The sequence below is a fragment of the Oscillibacter acetigenes genome, from assembly GCF_025567605.1.
Classification (GTDB): Bacteria; Bacillota; Clostridia; order Oscillospirales; family Oscillospiraceae; genus Oscillibacter; species Oscillibacter welbionis.
The window spans coordinates 120,499-134,188 of sequence record NZ_JAOQKG010000003.1 but is presented as its reverse complement, the minus strand read 5'-3'; the positions used below and the strand labels follow the sequence as shown (position 1 = coordinate 134,188).

Here is a 13,690-nt window from a genome sequence, read left to right as displayed (position 1 = left end):
CCAGCTTGGCGATCAGCTCTTTGTACTTGGCGGCCTTCTCCCGCTCGGCGTTCACCACCGCCTCCGGGGCCCGGGAGACGAACTTCTCGTTGGAGAGCTTCTGCTCGACGCCCCGCAGGCCGTTCTGGGCTTTCTCGATCTCCTTGCGGATCCGCTCCAGTTCCGCGGCGATGTCCACCAGCTCACTGAGGGGCAGATAAGCCGTGGCATTGTGGGTGACGGCAGTCACCATGCCGGACACATCCGCCGGGGCGGCGTCCGCGAACTTCACCTCACTGGCATAGGCCAGCCGCTGGATGAAGTGCCTGCCCTGGGCGTAGACGTCCGGGGTGGCGGTGACGATCAGCACCTCCGCCTTCCGGGAAGGGGGCACGTTCATCTCCGCCCGGCGGGCCCGGATGGCCTTGATGGTGTCCATGACGGCCTCCATTGCGGCTTCTTCCTCCGGGAAGGCCAGGTCCGCCCGGTACTCAGGCCACCGGGAGGTCATGATGAATTGTTCCTCGTGGGGCAGGGCCTGATAGATCTCCTCCGTGATGAAAGGCATGAAGGGGTGCAGCAGCTTCAAAAGCTCCGTTAGCACAAAGCAGAGCACATTCTGGGCCGCCAGCTTGGCCCCCTCGTCCTCTCCCTGGAGGCGGGTCTTGGTGAGCTCGATATACCAGTCGCAGTAGGTATCCCACAGGAAGTCGTAGACCTTGGCGGAGGCCACGCCGATCTCGTAGGCGTCCAGGTTCTCCGTGACCTCCTTCACCAGGGTGTTCAGCTTGGAGAGGACCCACTTGTCCTCCGGCGCCAGGGCGTCCGCCGCAGGGAGTTCACACTTGTCGATGGTGAGGTTCATCATCACGAACCGGCTGGCGTTCCAGATCTTGTTGGCGAAGTTCCGCATGGCCTCGCACTTCTCGGTGTAGAACCGGGTGTCGTTGCCCGGGGAGTTGCCGGTGATGAGGTTGAAGCGCAGCGCGTCGGCACCATACTTCTCCGCCATCTCCAGCGGATCGATGCCGTTGCCCAGGGACTTGGACATCTTGCGGCCCTTGTCGTCCCGCACCAGACCGTGGATCAGCACGGTGTGGAAGGGGATCTGGTGCATCTGCTCACAGCCGGAGAAGATCATCCGGGCCACCCAGAAGAAGATGATGTCATAGCCGGTGACCATGACGCTGGTGGGATAGTAGAAGTCCAGATCAGCGGTCTTTTCCGGCCAGCCCAGGGTGGAGAAGGGCCACAGGGCGCTGGAGAACCAGGTGTCCAGCACGTCCGGGTCCCGGGTCAGATGGGTGGAGCCGCACTTTTCGCACTTGGTGGGGTCCTCCCGGGAGACGTTGATGTGGCCGCAGTCGTCGCAGGTCCAGGCGGGGATCTGGTGGCCCCACCACAGCTGGCGGGAGATGCACCAGTCATGGACGTTCTCCATCCAGTTGGTGTAGGTCTTGGCGAACCGCTCGGGCACGAACTTCACCTCGCCCTCCCGGACCACCCGCAGGGCCTCCTTGGCCAGGGGCTCCATCTTCACGAACCACTGGGCGGAGATCAGGGGCTCCACGTCATTGTGACAGCGGTAGCAGGTGCCCACATTGTGGTTGTAGGGCTCGGTCTTGACGAGATAGCCCTGCTCCTCCAGGTCCTTGACGATCTGCTTGCGGCACTCGTACCGGTCCATCCCATTGTAGGGGCCGCCGTTCTCGTTGATCCTGCCGTCGTCGCCGATGCAGCGGATGACCTCCAGGTTATGGCGCAGGCCCACCTCGAAGTCGTTGGGGTCATGGGCGGGAGTCATCTTCACGGCGCCGGTGCCGAAGCCCAGCTCCACGTAGTCGTCCGCCACAATGGGGATCTCCCGGTTCATGATGGGCAGGATGCAGGTCTTGCCCACCAGATCACGGAACCGCTCGTCCTCCGGATTCACAGCCACGCCGGTGTCGCCCATCATGGTCTCGGGACGGGTGGTGGCCACCACCAGATCGCCGCTGCCGTCGGCCAGGGGATAGCGGATATACCACAGGTGGCCGGGCTTGTCCACATACTCCACCTCGGCGTCGGACAGGGCGGTGATGCAGTGGGGGCACCAGTTGATGATGCGGCTTCCCTTGTAGATCAGGCCCTTGTCATACAGCTCGCAGAAGGTCTCCCGCACAGCCTTGGAGCAGCCCTCATCCATGGTGAAGCGGGAGCGGCTCCAGTCGCAGGAGACGCCCATCTTCTTCTGCTGCTCCACGATGCGGTTGCCATACTCCTCCTTCCACTTCCACACCCGCTGGAGGAACTTCTCCCGGCCCAGATCATAGCGGGTCAGGCCCTCCTTGACGCGCAGTTCCTCCTCCACCTTGATCTGAGTGGCGATGCCGGCATGGTCGGTGCCGGGGACCCACAGCGTGGAGTAGCCCTGCATCCGCTTGAAGCGGGTCAGGATGTCCTGCAATGTGCAGTCCAGGGCGTGGCCCATGTGGAGCTGGCCCGTGACGTTGGGTGGCGGCATGACGATGGAGAAGGGCTTCTTCTTGGGATCCGGATCCCCGTTAAAGCAGTCGTTGTCCTCCCACATCTGGTAGATACGGGACTCCACCTGTTGGGGTTCATACACCTTGGGCAGTTCTTTCATCATACGTTCGATCTCTCCTATTCTCTGAACTTTCGTCCTTTTTGTCATGACTGGGGCGCCGGTCCGCACCGCCCTGCCGTTCACCAGATCGCAGCTCAGCTCCAGCGGAATGCTTTATGCGCGCTTACACAGCAAAAACGCCCTGGGCCTTTCGGCTCAGGGCGAACAAATGTCCGTGGTACCACCTGGATTCGGGAAAACCCGCACTCTGCGGCGCATTTGCGCCTGCCCTGTCAACGGTGGGCCTCCGCCGGGGCTTACTGATGCTTCGGCTCCGGTGCTCCGGGACGACTTCTCCGGCGGCTTTGGGAGAACTCACACCAACCGTTCTCTCTCTTGGCCGCTGCCCACCGGATACTGCTTCCCTTCCTCGCAGTTTGCCATATTTTATTTTAGTATAGTATACCCCGGTTCGATTGTCAAGCGTCAGCTCAGCCGCAGGATCTCCTTCTTCAGCCGGGAGATGATGCGCTTTTCCAGCCGGGAGATGTAGCTCTGCGAGATGCCCAGCTGGTCCGCCACCTCTTTCTGGGTCTGCTCTTTTCCGCCCCCCAGGCCGAACCGCAGCGTGATGATCTGCTTTTCCCGGGGCGAGAGAACGTTGATGGCCGCCGCCAGCAGGTCCCGCTCCACATCCTCTTCGATGGGGCGCATCACCACGTCCGCCTCAGTCCCCAGCACGTCGGAGAGCAGCAGCTCATTGCCGTCCCAGTCGGTGTTCAGCGGCTCGTCGAAGGACACCTCCCCCTTCCGCCCGGCATTTTTGCGCAGGTACATCAAAATCTCGTTCTCGATGCACCGGGAGGCATAGGTGGCCAGCTTGATGTTCTTGTCCGTCCGGTAGGTGCCCACCGCCTTGATGAGCCCGATGGTGCCGATGGAAATCAGGTCCTCGATCCCCACTCCCGTGTTTTCGAACCGCCGGGCAATGTACACCACCAGCCGCAGATTATGTTCGATCAGCTCCTTGCGGGCGTCCTCCTCCCCGATGCGCTCCAGCAGCTCCGCCTCCCGCTCCCGGCTCAGGGGCGGTGGCAGGGTGTCGCTGCCCCCGATGTAGTGCAGCTCCGCCGGCGGCAGCAGCCCCACCCGCACCAGCAGCCGCCGCCATTGTTTCATCCAGTCCTTCATGGTTTCTTCTCCTTCCAGCCGCGCCGCCCCACAGGGCGCTGTATCCCGTCCCCAGCTCTGTGGGGGAAAAGGCAACCGGCAGTCCGGCATACCGCTCCCCCGCCACCTCCGTCCAGTCGCTGCGCACCGCCAGCAGCAGTCCGCCCGCCACTCCCACCGCGTGGTAGGGGATCAGACGGAACCGCAGCTCCGGCGCCGCCCGCATCATGGGCTCCAGCAGCTCTGCGGGGCGCTCCAGCGCCCCGTGGTCCAGCAGAGAGCGGACCTCTCTTGGAAGCGCACCGTCCAACCGCCCCGGAGCCACCACCAGCACCGGCGCTCCGGAGACCGGATCCCGCAGGGCGTTTCCCGTGTCGCAGAAAGCGGTAAACGCCGTGGTCCGCCCGGCCAGACACACCTGTGCCCGCACCAGCTCGCCCCGGACGCCCTTTCCCGCCGCCGCACGAAACACCACTGTCAGAACCAGATAGGCCGCGGCCGCAGCGGTCAGCAGCACCTTTGCATCCACGTCCGTGTAGAACACGCCGTTCACCATCGGCACGCCGCCCCCCGCCACCAGGCCCAGGGCCAGCACGCACCCGGCCATGGCACAGGAGACGGCGAACAGTAGCAGCGTCAGCCGCAGCAGCTTTGCCTCTCCTCCATAGGCCGCCAGCGCCAGCAGTATGCCTGCCGCCAGCTTCACCGGCGTTGCGGAGAGAAAGCCCAGCCCCGGCAGAAATACCGCCACGGCATAGGCGCCCCCCAGCAGGCCCGCCAGAAGGTAGCGTCTCCGCCGGAGGGGAATGCCCGCCAGACGCGCGGCGCAGAGCACCAGCAGATAGTCCATCAGCGCGTTCAGCACAAACACGCTGTCCACATACACCACGGTCAAGCGCTCCGCCTCCCTTCCGTTCCGTGGGACTATTATAGGGCAGACCGCAGAGAAATACGGTCGCAAAAGGGGGACGCGCCCTGTAAAAAGGTGCGTCCCCCCGGCAGCCGATTGGGGCCGCAGCACAAATGCTGCGGCTCCGGCGGCACGGAAATACTGTGATGGGAAATAACTTTACAGCAATGATAAATACGGAACAATCAGCGATGCCAGCATGGAAATCACCAGAATGACCACCAGGATCGCGGCAAACAGTCTGTGCTTGTTGCTCACTTGTTTCCCTCCTCCGTCAGGATCTTGCGGATGCTCTTTTCCGCCTTGCTGCGGGGCAGCATCAGCTCATGCCCGCAGCCCAGGCACTTGAGCTTGATGTCCATGCCCACCCGCAGAATCTCCCACTGGGTGCTGCCGCAGGGATGGGCTTTCTTCAGCTCCACTTTGTCATGCAGATGCAGGTCCATATTGGCCTCCTTGTCAAAGCAGCCTCCCGGGCTGCATATAGTAACGGTATGGAACAACACGCCGCCGTTGCGGCAGATAGGATGCGATTACAATATGCCGGAAAACAAGCTGTATCCGCCGGAGGGCCTGCGCCCTCCCTCTTCTTTCACGCTCCAGAGCCTGCGGGAGGCCATGGAGCAGAACACGGTGCTGGAGGATCGGGTCCTCCGGTGTGATGCCGGACACAACCTGCTTCTCTCCCTGGGAGGCATCCAGGCCCGCATTCCCCGGGAGGAGGTCCTCTCCCCCTGGATCAGCGGTGCCCAGCGGGACATCGCCGTCCTCTCCCGGGTGGGAAAGCCCGCCTGTTTTCTCGTGACGGCCCTCCGGGCCGATGAAAAGGGCGCGCCCACGGCACTGCTCTCCCGCCGGGCCGTTCAGGAGCGGGCCATGGACTTCTTCCTGGAGCACCTGCGCCCAGGCTCCGTGGTCACTGCGGTGGTGACGCATCTGGAGTCCTTCGGCGCTTTTTTGGATATCGGCTGCGGCATCGTGGCTATGCTGCCCATCGAGCACATCTCCGTCTCCCGCATTTCCCATCCGAAGGAGCGGTTCCGGCCCGGGCAGAAGATTCTGGCAGCCGTCCGGTCCATAGACCGGGAGAAGCGCCGGATCACCATGACTCACAAGGAGCTGCTGGGCACCTGGATGGAGAATGCCAGCTGGTTTCATCCCGGCGAGACAGTCCGGGGCGAGGTCCGCAGCGTGAAGGAGTACGGCAGCTTCATCGAGCTGGCCCCCAACCTCTCCGGCCTGGCAGACGCCCGGGAGGACCTGCGCCCGGGGGACGGCGTCTCTGTCTACATCAAGTCCATCCGTCCGGAGCGGATGAAGATCAAGCTCCAGGTGATCGAAAAGCTGCCGCCCTTGGCAGAGCCGGAGCCGCTGCGCTATCAGATCACCGACGGGGTACTGGACCGGTGGGTCTACTCCCCTGCCGGGTATGAGAAGCCGGCCGTGGAGACGGTGTTCACGGCTGAGGACCCTTGATCTCGTCCCAGTAGTGCTTGGCGGCCTGCTCCGTCTTGTTATCGCCGTATTCGTAGTAATGGACACCCTTCAGGGCATCGGGCAGATACTGCTGCTGTACCCAGTGGCGGGGAAAGTCGTGGGGGTACAGGTAGCCCTGCTCCCGCTCCATACCGGCGGAGTCCGCGTGAACGTTCTGCAGTTCCCGGGGCACGTCCCCGGTGCGGCCTGCCCTCACGTCTGCCCAGGCCCTGCCGATACCGGCTGTCACGCTGTTGGACTTGGGGGCCGTGGCCAGCAGGATAGCCGCCTGGGCCAGGGGCAGCTGGGCCTCCGGCAGCCCCAGCTGCATGGCAGTATCCACACATGCCTTCACAATGGAGACCGCCTGGGGGTACGCCATCCCCACATCCTCGCTGGCGGAGCACAGCAGCCGCCGGCAGGGGGTGATGAGGTCCCCCGCCTCCAGAAAGCGGGCCAGGTAGTGGAGCGCCGCATCCGGGTCGCTGCCCCGGAGGGACTTCATCAGGGCGGAGGCGGCGTCGTACATGGCGTCGCCGCCTCTGTCGTACCGCATGGCGCTGCGCTGGGCCACCTGCTCCACGTCGTCCAGGGTCAGCATCAGCTTCCCATCTCTGGGCATGGCTGCCCGGCACAGAAGTTCCACCGCATTGATGGCCTTGCGGACGTCGCCGCCGCAAGCGGTGGCGATCTGCCGGGGCACATCCTGCTCCCAGTCCAGGGGCAGAGGCGAACGGTCCTGCTCGATCTTCAGTGCCCGCAGGACAGCGGGTTCCACCTCCTCCGGCGACACGGCCTTGAACTCAAACACCGTGCTGCGGGACAGCAGGGCTCCGTACACATAAAAGTACGGGTTCTCCGTGGTGGAGGCGATGAGGGTCAAAGAGCCGTTCTCCATGAATTCCAGCAGGCTCTGCTGCTGCTTCTTATTGAAGTACTGAATCTCGTCCAGGTACAGCAGAATGCCCCCTGGGGCCAGCAGCGTCCCCACGTCGGCAATGATGTCCTTCACGTCCTGCAAGGATGCGGTGGTGGCGTTGAGCCGGTGGAGGGTCTTATTGGTCTGCCGGGCGATGATGTTGGCGATGGTGGTCTTTCCGGTGCCGGAGGGGCCGTAGAACACCATATTCGCCTCCGTGCCGCTGTCGATCAGCCGCCGGAGCACGGCGCCGGGGGAGAGCAGATGCCGCTGGCCCACCACCTCGTCCAATGTTTTGGGGCGGATCTCATCCGCAAGAGGCCGCTGCATGGCGGCACCCCCTTCCCTGTTGATCTCGGAACATTCATTATAGCATGGCCCATTGGAAATTTCCACCGGGAAAACGCCAAAAAGCCGGGAAGACAGTCCGTCCTCCCGGCTTTCGGCCTGTAAACTCAGCCAACGGTCTTCCAGTGCTTGTCCACGTGGTTCAAAATCTCGCAGCCGTCCTCCGTCACCAGCACTAGGTCCTCCACCCGGACACCGAATTCGCCGGGCAGATACACGCCGGGCTCAATGGAGAAGATCATACCCGGCTTGGCCAGGGTGGTGTTGGTGGCGCTGACGTCGCCCTTCTCATGCTCCGTCTGGCCGATGAAGTGGCCCAGCCGGTGGGTGAAGTATTCTCCGTATCCGGCGGCGGAGATGTGGTCCCGTGCGGCCTTGTCCAGGTCGCACAGGGGCACGCCGGGCCGCAGCATGGACTCCGCCAGCTCGTTGGCCTCCCGCACCAGGTCGTGGATGGCGGCGTACTTGGGATCCGCCGCCCTGCAGAAGAAGGTCCGGGTCATGTCGGAGCAGTAGCGGTTCTTCCGGCAGCCCATGTCAATGACGATGCAGTCCCCAGCCTTCAGGCGGGTCTGGTCCGCCTCGTGGTGGGGGTCCGCGGCGTGGGCGCCGTAGGAGACGATGGGCAGGAACGCAGTGGAGTCACAGCCCTCGGCGGCATACTGGGCCACGATGTAGTCGGCCACCTCCCGCTCGGTCATGCCCTCTTTCATGTAGGCGGCAGCCCGCTCCATCACCACGTCGTTGATGCGGGAGGCCTCCCGCATCAGGTCCCGCTCCACCGCGTCCTTGCAGGCCCGGGCGTCGTCCACGCAGTCGGAGGCCAGCACATACTTGCAGCTGGGATTGTGGGCCATCAGGGGCAGCAGAAACCGGGCGGGCCAGTCCTTGTCCACGCCCATGTCTTTTTCCCCGTCCACGGCATTTGCCAGAATGGCGAGATAGTCGTCCGTGTCGGAGAACCACACCTGCTCATAGGGTGCCTCCGGCACCGGGAACAGTTTGTTCAGAAATAACTTGTGCTGTCCGTCCTTCCGCAGGTAAAAGGCGTACAGCCGTTCAAACGGGAACACATCGTACCCTGTCAGATACCAGATGCTGTCCGGATCGGACACGAGCATCTGCTCCAGGCCCATCCGTTCCATGGCGGCCAGTACGCGGCTGATTCGCTCCTGATACATGATGTCACCCCTCTTTTTTTCCGATAATGGTCTCCACCAGCTCCGGAGAGACCAGAGCCTTTACGGTCTTGACGCCGGTTTTCAGGGACTCTACCGGCGCATACTCGTACCGGCCGTGGGCGTTGTGGCCCGCGCTGGGCAGGTTGGGGCACAGCAGGCCCTTGTAGGTCAGCACACTGCCGTCAGTGCCGCCCCGGATGGGAGAATGGGTGGGGTGCTCAATGCCGGCGGCCTTCATGGCGGACTCTGCCAGCTCCAGAATCTCCATGTGGTCCTTCAGCACCTCGTACATATTGTAGTACTGGTCGTGGGTGTCCACCACCGCGGTGCCGTCGCCCCAGCGGCGGTTGATCTGCTCCGCGGCCTTGTCCATCATGGCCTTGCGCTCCTGAAACCGCTTCATGTCGTGGTCCCGGACGATATACTCCATCGTGGCCTTCTCCGCCTTGCCGTGCATCTCCTGCAGATGGAAGAAGCCCTCGTACCCCTCCGTGTGGGCGGGGGTCTCCAGCGCCGGCAGCAGGGCGTTGTACTCCATGGCGATCAACAGGGCGTTGCGCATCTTGTCCTTGGAGGTGCCCGGGTGGATGCTGAAGCCGTTGATGGTCACCACGGTCTTGGCGGCGTTGAAGGTCTCGTACTCATAGTCGGTGATATCGCCGCCGTCCAGGGTATAGGCAAAGTCCGCGCCGAAGCCGGATACATCGAAGAAGCTGGCGCCCATGCCGATCTCCTCGTCCGGGGTGAAGCCCAGGCAGATTTTGCCGTGGGGAGCCTTCTCTGCCAGCAGCTCCTCCACCGCCTGAAGGATGATGGCGATGCCCGCCTTGTCATCCGCCCCCAGCAGGGTGGTGCCATCGGTGCAGACCAGCTCCTGACCCACGAATTTCTGCAGCTCCGGGAACTGGGCGGCCTCCATGACGATGTTCTGCTCCCGGTTCAGCACCACGTCCCCGCCGGTGTAGTGGATGATCTGGGGTTTCACGTCCTTGCCGGTCATGTCCGGGGTGGTGTCCATGTGGGCGATCAGGCCGATGGCGGGCAGCTGTTCGCACCCCGGCGTGGCATCCAGGGTGGCGTAGACGTAGCACTTGTCATCGTACCGGGCGTTTTCGATGCCAAGGCCGTGGAGCTCCTCTACCAGCAGCTTGGCCATGTCGAACTGGCGGTCCGTGCTGGGGGTGACAGTGCGGCCGGCGTGGTAGTCACTCTCGCTGTACACCTTGGCGTAGCGGATCAGGCGGTCAACAACGGTATCCATGTTCTAGATTCCTCCTTATTCTTCCTTGGAGAGCAGATTCTCCGGATTCAGGCATTTCAATTCGTCCAGCACGAAGAGGCCGTCCTTGCGGATCAGCACGTCATCGAACCAGATCTCGCCCCCGCCGTACTCCGGCGTCTGGATCTGGATCAGGTCCCAATGGACGGCGGAATGGTTGCCGTTGGAGGCATTGTCGTAGCTGTTGCCGGGGGTCAGGTGGAAGCTGCCGGCGATCTTCTCGTCGAACAGAATGTCCCCGATGGGGTGGTTGATCTCCGGGTTCACACCGAAGGCGAACTCGCCGATGTACCGGGCGCCCTCGTCGATGTCCAGGATCTCGTTCATATAGTCCGTGTTGTTGCTGGTGGCCTTGACGATCTTGCCGTCCTTGAACTCCAGATACACGTCCCGGAACAAAAAGCCGTCATAGGGGGACGGCACGTTGTAGGTGATGTGCCCGTTGACGGAGTTCTTCACGGGCGAGGTGTAGATCTCGCCGTCGGGGATGTTCCGGTTGCCGTGCATCCCGAAGCTGGGGATGCCCTTGATGGAGAAGGAGATGTCCGTGCCGGGAGCGACGATGCGAACCTTGTCAGTCCTGGCCATCAGGTCCTGGAGGGGCTGCATGGCCCGGCCCATCTTGTCGTAGTCCACCAGGCAGGCCCGGAAATAGAAGTCCTCATACTCTTCCGTGGAAACGCCCGCCAGCTGGGCCATGGCATCGTTGGGGTACCGGAGCACGGACCACTTGGTATGGTTGCACCGCTCCGCCAGATGGATGGGGCCCCAGTAATACTGGCGGTAGCGCTTCTGGGCCTCGTCGCTGACGTTGTGCCACATGCTGATATTGGTGGTGGCCCGAATGTCGATATAGGCGTCCATGTCCCGCATCCGCTCCAGCTCGTAGGAGGCGATCTCCTCCATGTGCTCCGCGTCGGCTCCCTGGACCAGGGCACCCTCCACGGCGTAGTCGAAGATGTGGACAAAGGGCTTGCCGCCCACAGCATAGGCTTCCTGGACCAGGGACTTCATCAATCCGGTCTCACTGCCGTGGAGCTCAATCAGGATCTTCTCGCCCTTCTCCAGGCCCACAGCGCTGCGGATCAGGAACTGGGCGAATTTGCGGATACGGGGATCTTCCATGGTGGTTCCTCTCTTTCCTTTCAGTCCTTGCGCGTCACCGCACAGAAAAAACGGGGCAGAAGAGCATCTCTTCTGCCCCGCCTGGAATCAGTTGTCCTGGTACAGGGCTTCCAGAGACCGCTTGGGATCGTTGCAGCGGGTCACGGCGCTGACGATCAGTATGGCAATCACCGAGGCAGGCACCGCCACAATGGCGCACTGGATGCCGTAGGGCGTGCCCATCAGCGTCCAGATGATCGTGACCAGACCGCCCACCAGGATACCGGCCATGCCGCCGGCGGGCGTCACCTTCTTGGAGAAGAGGGCGAACAGGATCGCCGGGGTGATGGCGGCGCCGTACATGGTGTAGGCCGTCATCTGCAGGGACAGCACAGTGGGGAAATACAGCGTCAGCGCCACAGCGATGAAGCTGAACACAATGATGGTACCCCGGAGGACCAGCATCTTCTGCTTGTCGGTGGCATCCTTGCGGATGTACTTTACATAGATGTCGTTGGTCAGGTTGGTGGCAGAGGAGAGCAGATAGCTGTCCGCCGTGGTGACGATGAAGGCCATGCAGGCGCACATCACCAGCGCACCGAAGGCCAGAGGCAGGTAGTCCACCGCTACCTGGAAGATCACATTGGAGGGAACGTCCAGGGTGGGATACAGCTTGGCTGCCTGGGTGACTACCAGGACAATGCTGATGATGACCAGGATCTCGCCGATGAACATGCCGATGTTGGACTTCTTGGCCTCGTCGCTGTTTTTGGCAGAGGCGAACCGCTGCAGCATGTTCTGGTCGCCCAGCATCAGGGCCAGGGAGGGCAGGAAGTAGCCCAGCAGCTCCCAGCCGGACATACCGCCGGTAATGGTCATCTTCTCCGGAGGCAGAGTGGCGCCCTGAGAGTTGGCCACGCCGATCAGGAAGGGAATCGCCAGGAAGAAGCCGCCGATCATCAGCAGGGCGCTGATGGCGTCGGAATAGGCCACAGACACCAGACCGCCGCCCACGGTGATGATGGCGATCAGGGCTGTGCAGATGGTCAGGGCCAAGCCGTGGGAGATCTCAATCCCGCTGGAAGCGCACAGCAGCACGATGATGTCCGCCGCAGCCTTCAGCTGGGTGGCCAGCACGCCCACATAGGCCAGCATGACGCACAGGGCGGCGATGATGCTGGCGGCCTTGCCGTAACGGGCGCCCATGATCTCCGGCACCGTGACCTTGTTGGACTTGCGGACCTTGCCGGCGATGAAATACAGCAGGATGATGCCGATGGGCGGCGCCGCAAAGGTGATGAGACCCACCCAGGGGCCGCCGGTGTACACCACGCTGGCGGAGCCGGTGATTCCGCCGCCGCCGCACCAAGTAGCAAGCAGTGTGCCCACCAGGATGATGAAGGGGATCCGGTGGCCGCCGGTCACCATGTCATCCGAGGTCTTGACTTTCTTCCGGGCCACGATCAGCCCGAAGATCGTGAGCAGCACCAGATAGGCGCTGATCGCAACAATGTAAGTCATATATTCTCCTTCTCCTCACACAATAGAATAATAAAGAGATTTTACTCTTTCAGGGGAATAATGTCAAGTTGTATCCCGTCCGGCGTATGCGCCGGCATCCGGACGCGGCAATTTTTCTCTGGCTTTTTGTCGAAATCTGTGGTATCCTGTCCCCGAGGTGAGCGACATGACATCCAAGGCTGCGGTGAACCGCATCATTGAGACACTGAAGGGCATTTACCCGGACGGGCTGTGCTCCTTACAATATAAAAAGGACTACGAGTTGCTGTTTGCGGTGCGCCTGTCCGCCCAGTGCACAGACGAGCGGGTGAACAAGGTGACCCCGGCGCTGTACGCCCGCTTCCCTACCCTGGAAAGTTTTGCCGAGGCGGATCCGGCGGAGGTGGGAGAATACATCCACTCCTGCGGCTTTTACAACGGCAAGGCCCGGGACATCGTGGCCTGTGCCCAGAAGCTGGTGAATGAATACGGCGGCAGAGTCCCCGGCACCATGGAAGAACTGACCGGCCTTCCCGGCGTGGGGCGCAAGACCGCCAATCTGATTCTGGGGGACGTGTTCGGCCAGCCCGCCTATGTCTGCGACACCCACTGCATCCGCATCACGGGACGGCTGGGGATCACCGACGGCTCCAAAGATCCCCTTCAGGTGGAGCGGCAGCTGCGGGAGCGGATCCCTCCCAAGGAGTCCAACAACTTCTGCCACCGGATGGTGCTCTTCGGCCGGGATACCTGCACCGCCCGCTCCCCCAAGTGCGAGGGCTGCCCCCTGGCAAAGGACTGCGACACCGCCAAAGCCGCCAGACGGGGCTGACAGCATTGGAATCACTCTGGAACTTCACGTGTCTGCGCAATGCGCAGGCACGTTTTTTTGTCTTCCCTCATATACTGAGATGAAATCCATCCGACAGACGGCACAAGGAGGCACTATGGACGAACAGACGGCCCGTATGATCCAACAGCTGAAAAGCAACCCCGCCATGCTCCAGGCGCTGATGCAGTCCCGGGACGGGCAGGCGCTGATGCAGATGCTCTCCGGGGGAGACCGTGGAGCATCTCTCCAGCGGGCGGCCCAGTCCGCCGCCAAGGGCAACCCGGCGGAGATGGTCCGCATGGTGAACCAGCTGATGCAGAGCCCGGACGGCGCAGCTTTGATCGACCGCATCAACAAGACCATGAACGGCCGGTAACGGCAAGTACAGAAAGGGGGCGGACCGGCGGTGGCGGAATTCGACGATAA

11 protein-coding genes, 1 pseudogene and 1 other annotated feature are annotated in these 13,690 nt (G+C 62.6%); of the genes and pseudogenes, 3 read left to right on the top strand and 9 right to left on the bottom strand.

Annotated features, from left to right (window positions below):
* The 4 genes and pseudogenes from OCV80_RS07375 to OCV80_RS07360 form a co-directional block, all read right to left on the bottom strand.
* Positions 1–2,608 (bottom strand): valine--tRNA ligase (locus OCV80_RS07375; protein WP_267288320.1); only part of this gene is annotated, 2,608 nt, incomplete at its 3' end.
* A 151-nt stretch (positions 2,609–2,759) separates the two neighbouring features.
* Positions 2,760–2,985: a binding site (T-box leader), on the bottom strand.
* A 46-nt stretch (positions 2,986–3,031) separates the two neighbouring features.
* A complete protein-coding gene (sigE, locus tag OCV80_RS07370) occupies positions 3,032–3,736 on the bottom strand; it encodes an RNA polymerase sporulation sigma factor SigE (protein WP_197714239.1) in 705 nt (234 codons plus the stop codon).
* Between the two features lie 64 nt (positions 3,737–3,800).
* A pseudogene (locus OCV80_RS07365) lies at positions 3,801–4,595 on the bottom strand (sigma-E processing peptidase SpoIIGA); the annotation flags it as partial.
* Between the two features lie 284 nt (positions 4,596–4,879).
* Entirely contained in the window at positions 4,880–5,071 is a 192-nt protein-coding gene (locus OCV80_RS07360) for a DUF951 domain-containing protein (RefSeq protein ID WP_021750676.1), read from the bottom strand.
* A gap of 94 nt (positions 5,072–5,165) precedes the next feature.
* Between OCV80_RS07360 and OCV80_RS07355 the strand changes: the two genes are divergently transcribed.
* Positions 5,166–6,101, top strand: a complete 936-nt coding sequence (locus OCV80_RS07355; RefSeq protein ID WP_021750677.1) for a S1 RNA-binding domain-containing protein — start codon at positions 5,166–5,168, stop codon at positions 6,099–6,101.
* Here OCV80_RS07355 and OCV80_RS07350 read toward each other — a convergent pair.
* The 5 genes from OCV80_RS07350 to OCV80_RS07330 all read right to left on the bottom strand — a co-directional run bounded on the left by OCV80_RS07350 (position 6,082) and on the right by OCV80_RS07330 (position 12,453).
* Positions 6,082–7,350, bottom strand: coding sequence for a replication-associated recombination protein A (locus OCV80_RS07350; protein WP_119310974.1), 1,269 nt, complete (start codon positions 7,348–7,350; stop codon positions 6,082–6,084). The genes OCV80_RS07355 and OCV80_RS07350 overlap by 20 nt on opposite strands.
* A gap of 125 nt (positions 7,351–7,475) precedes the next feature.
* Positions 7,476–8,549: a M24 family metallopeptidase gene (locus OCV80_RS07345; protein ID WP_021750679.1), complete on the bottom strand. Its 1,074-nt coding sequence runs from the start codon at positions 8,547–8,549 to the stop codon at positions 7,476–7,478.
* A gap of 4 nt (positions 8,550–8,553) precedes the next feature.
* A complete protein-coding gene (gene pepT / locus OCV80_RS07340; RefSeq protein ID WP_021750680.1) occupies positions 8,554–9,810 on the bottom strand; it encodes a peptidase T in 1,257 nt (418 codons plus the stop codon).
* A 15-nt stretch (positions 9,811–9,825) separates the two neighbouring features.
* Complete coding sequence (locus OCV80_RS07335; protein ID WP_021750681.1) at positions 9,826–10,953, bottom strand: aminopeptidase; 1,128 nt, start codon at positions 10,951–10,953, stop codon at positions 9,826–9,828.
* Positions 10,954–11,040: 87 nt separating this feature from the next.
* Positions 11,041–12,453: a sodium:solute symporter family protein gene (locus OCV80_RS07330; RefSeq protein ID WP_021750682.1), complete on the bottom strand. Its 1,413-nt coding sequence runs from the start codon at positions 12,451–12,453 to the stop codon at positions 11,041–11,043.
* 166 nt (positions 12,454–12,619) lie between these two features.
* On the opposite strand from OCV80_RS07330, the gene nth reads away from it, so the two are divergent.
* The gene (gene nth / locus OCV80_RS07325) at positions 12,620–13,264 is read left to right on the top strand and encodes an endonuclease III (RefSeq protein ID WP_021750684.1); all 645 of its coding nucleotides are present in this window, start codon (positions 12,620–12,622) and stop codon (positions 13,262–13,264) included.
* 115 nt (positions 13,265–13,379) lie between these two features.
* A complete protein-coding gene (locus OCV80_RS07320; protein ID WP_025544228.1) occupies positions 13,380–13,640 on the top strand; it encodes a hypothetical protein in 261 nt (86 codons plus the stop codon).
* The last annotated feature ends 50 nt before the right edge of the window (positions 13,641–13,690 follow it).

Coding starts and splice junctions, on each gene's coding strand:
- sigE (WP_197714239.1), bottom strand. CDS start 3,736: ATGAAGGACTGGATGAAACAATGGCGGCGGCTGCTGGTGCGGGTGGGG.
- OCV80_RS07360 (WP_021750676.1), bottom strand. CDS start 5,071: ATGGACCTGCATCTGCATGACAAAGTGGAGCTGAAGAAAGCCCATCCC.
- OCV80_RS07355 (WP_021750677.1), top strand. CDS start 5,166: ATGCCGGAAAACAAGCTGTATCCGCCGGAGGGCCTGCGCCCTCCCTCT.
- OCV80_RS07350 (WP_119310974.1), bottom strand. CDS start 7,350: ATGCAGCGGCCTCTTGCGGATGAGATCCGCCCCAAAACATTGGACGAG.
- OCV80_RS07345 (WP_021750679.1), bottom strand. CDS start 8,549: ATGTATCAGGAGCGAATCAGCCGCGTACTGGCCGCCATGGAACGGATG.
- pepT (WP_021750680.1), bottom strand. CDS start 9,810: ATGGATACCGTTGTTGACCGCCTGATCCGCTACGCCAAGGTGTACAGC.
- OCV80_RS07335 (WP_021750681.1), bottom strand. CDS start 10,953: ATGGAAGATCCCCGTATCCGCAAATTCGCCCAGTTCCTGATCCGCAGC.
- OCV80_RS07330 (WP_021750682.1), bottom strand. CDS start 12,453: ATGACTTACATTGTTGCGATCAGCGCCTATCTGGTGCTGCTCACGATC.
- nth (WP_021750684.1), top strand. CDS start 12,620: ATGACATCCAAGGCTGCGGTGAACCGCATCATTGAGACACTGAAGGGC.
- OCV80_RS07320 (WP_025544228.1), top strand. CDS start 13,380: ATGGACGAACAGACGGCCCGTATGATCCAACAGCTGAAAAGCAACCCC.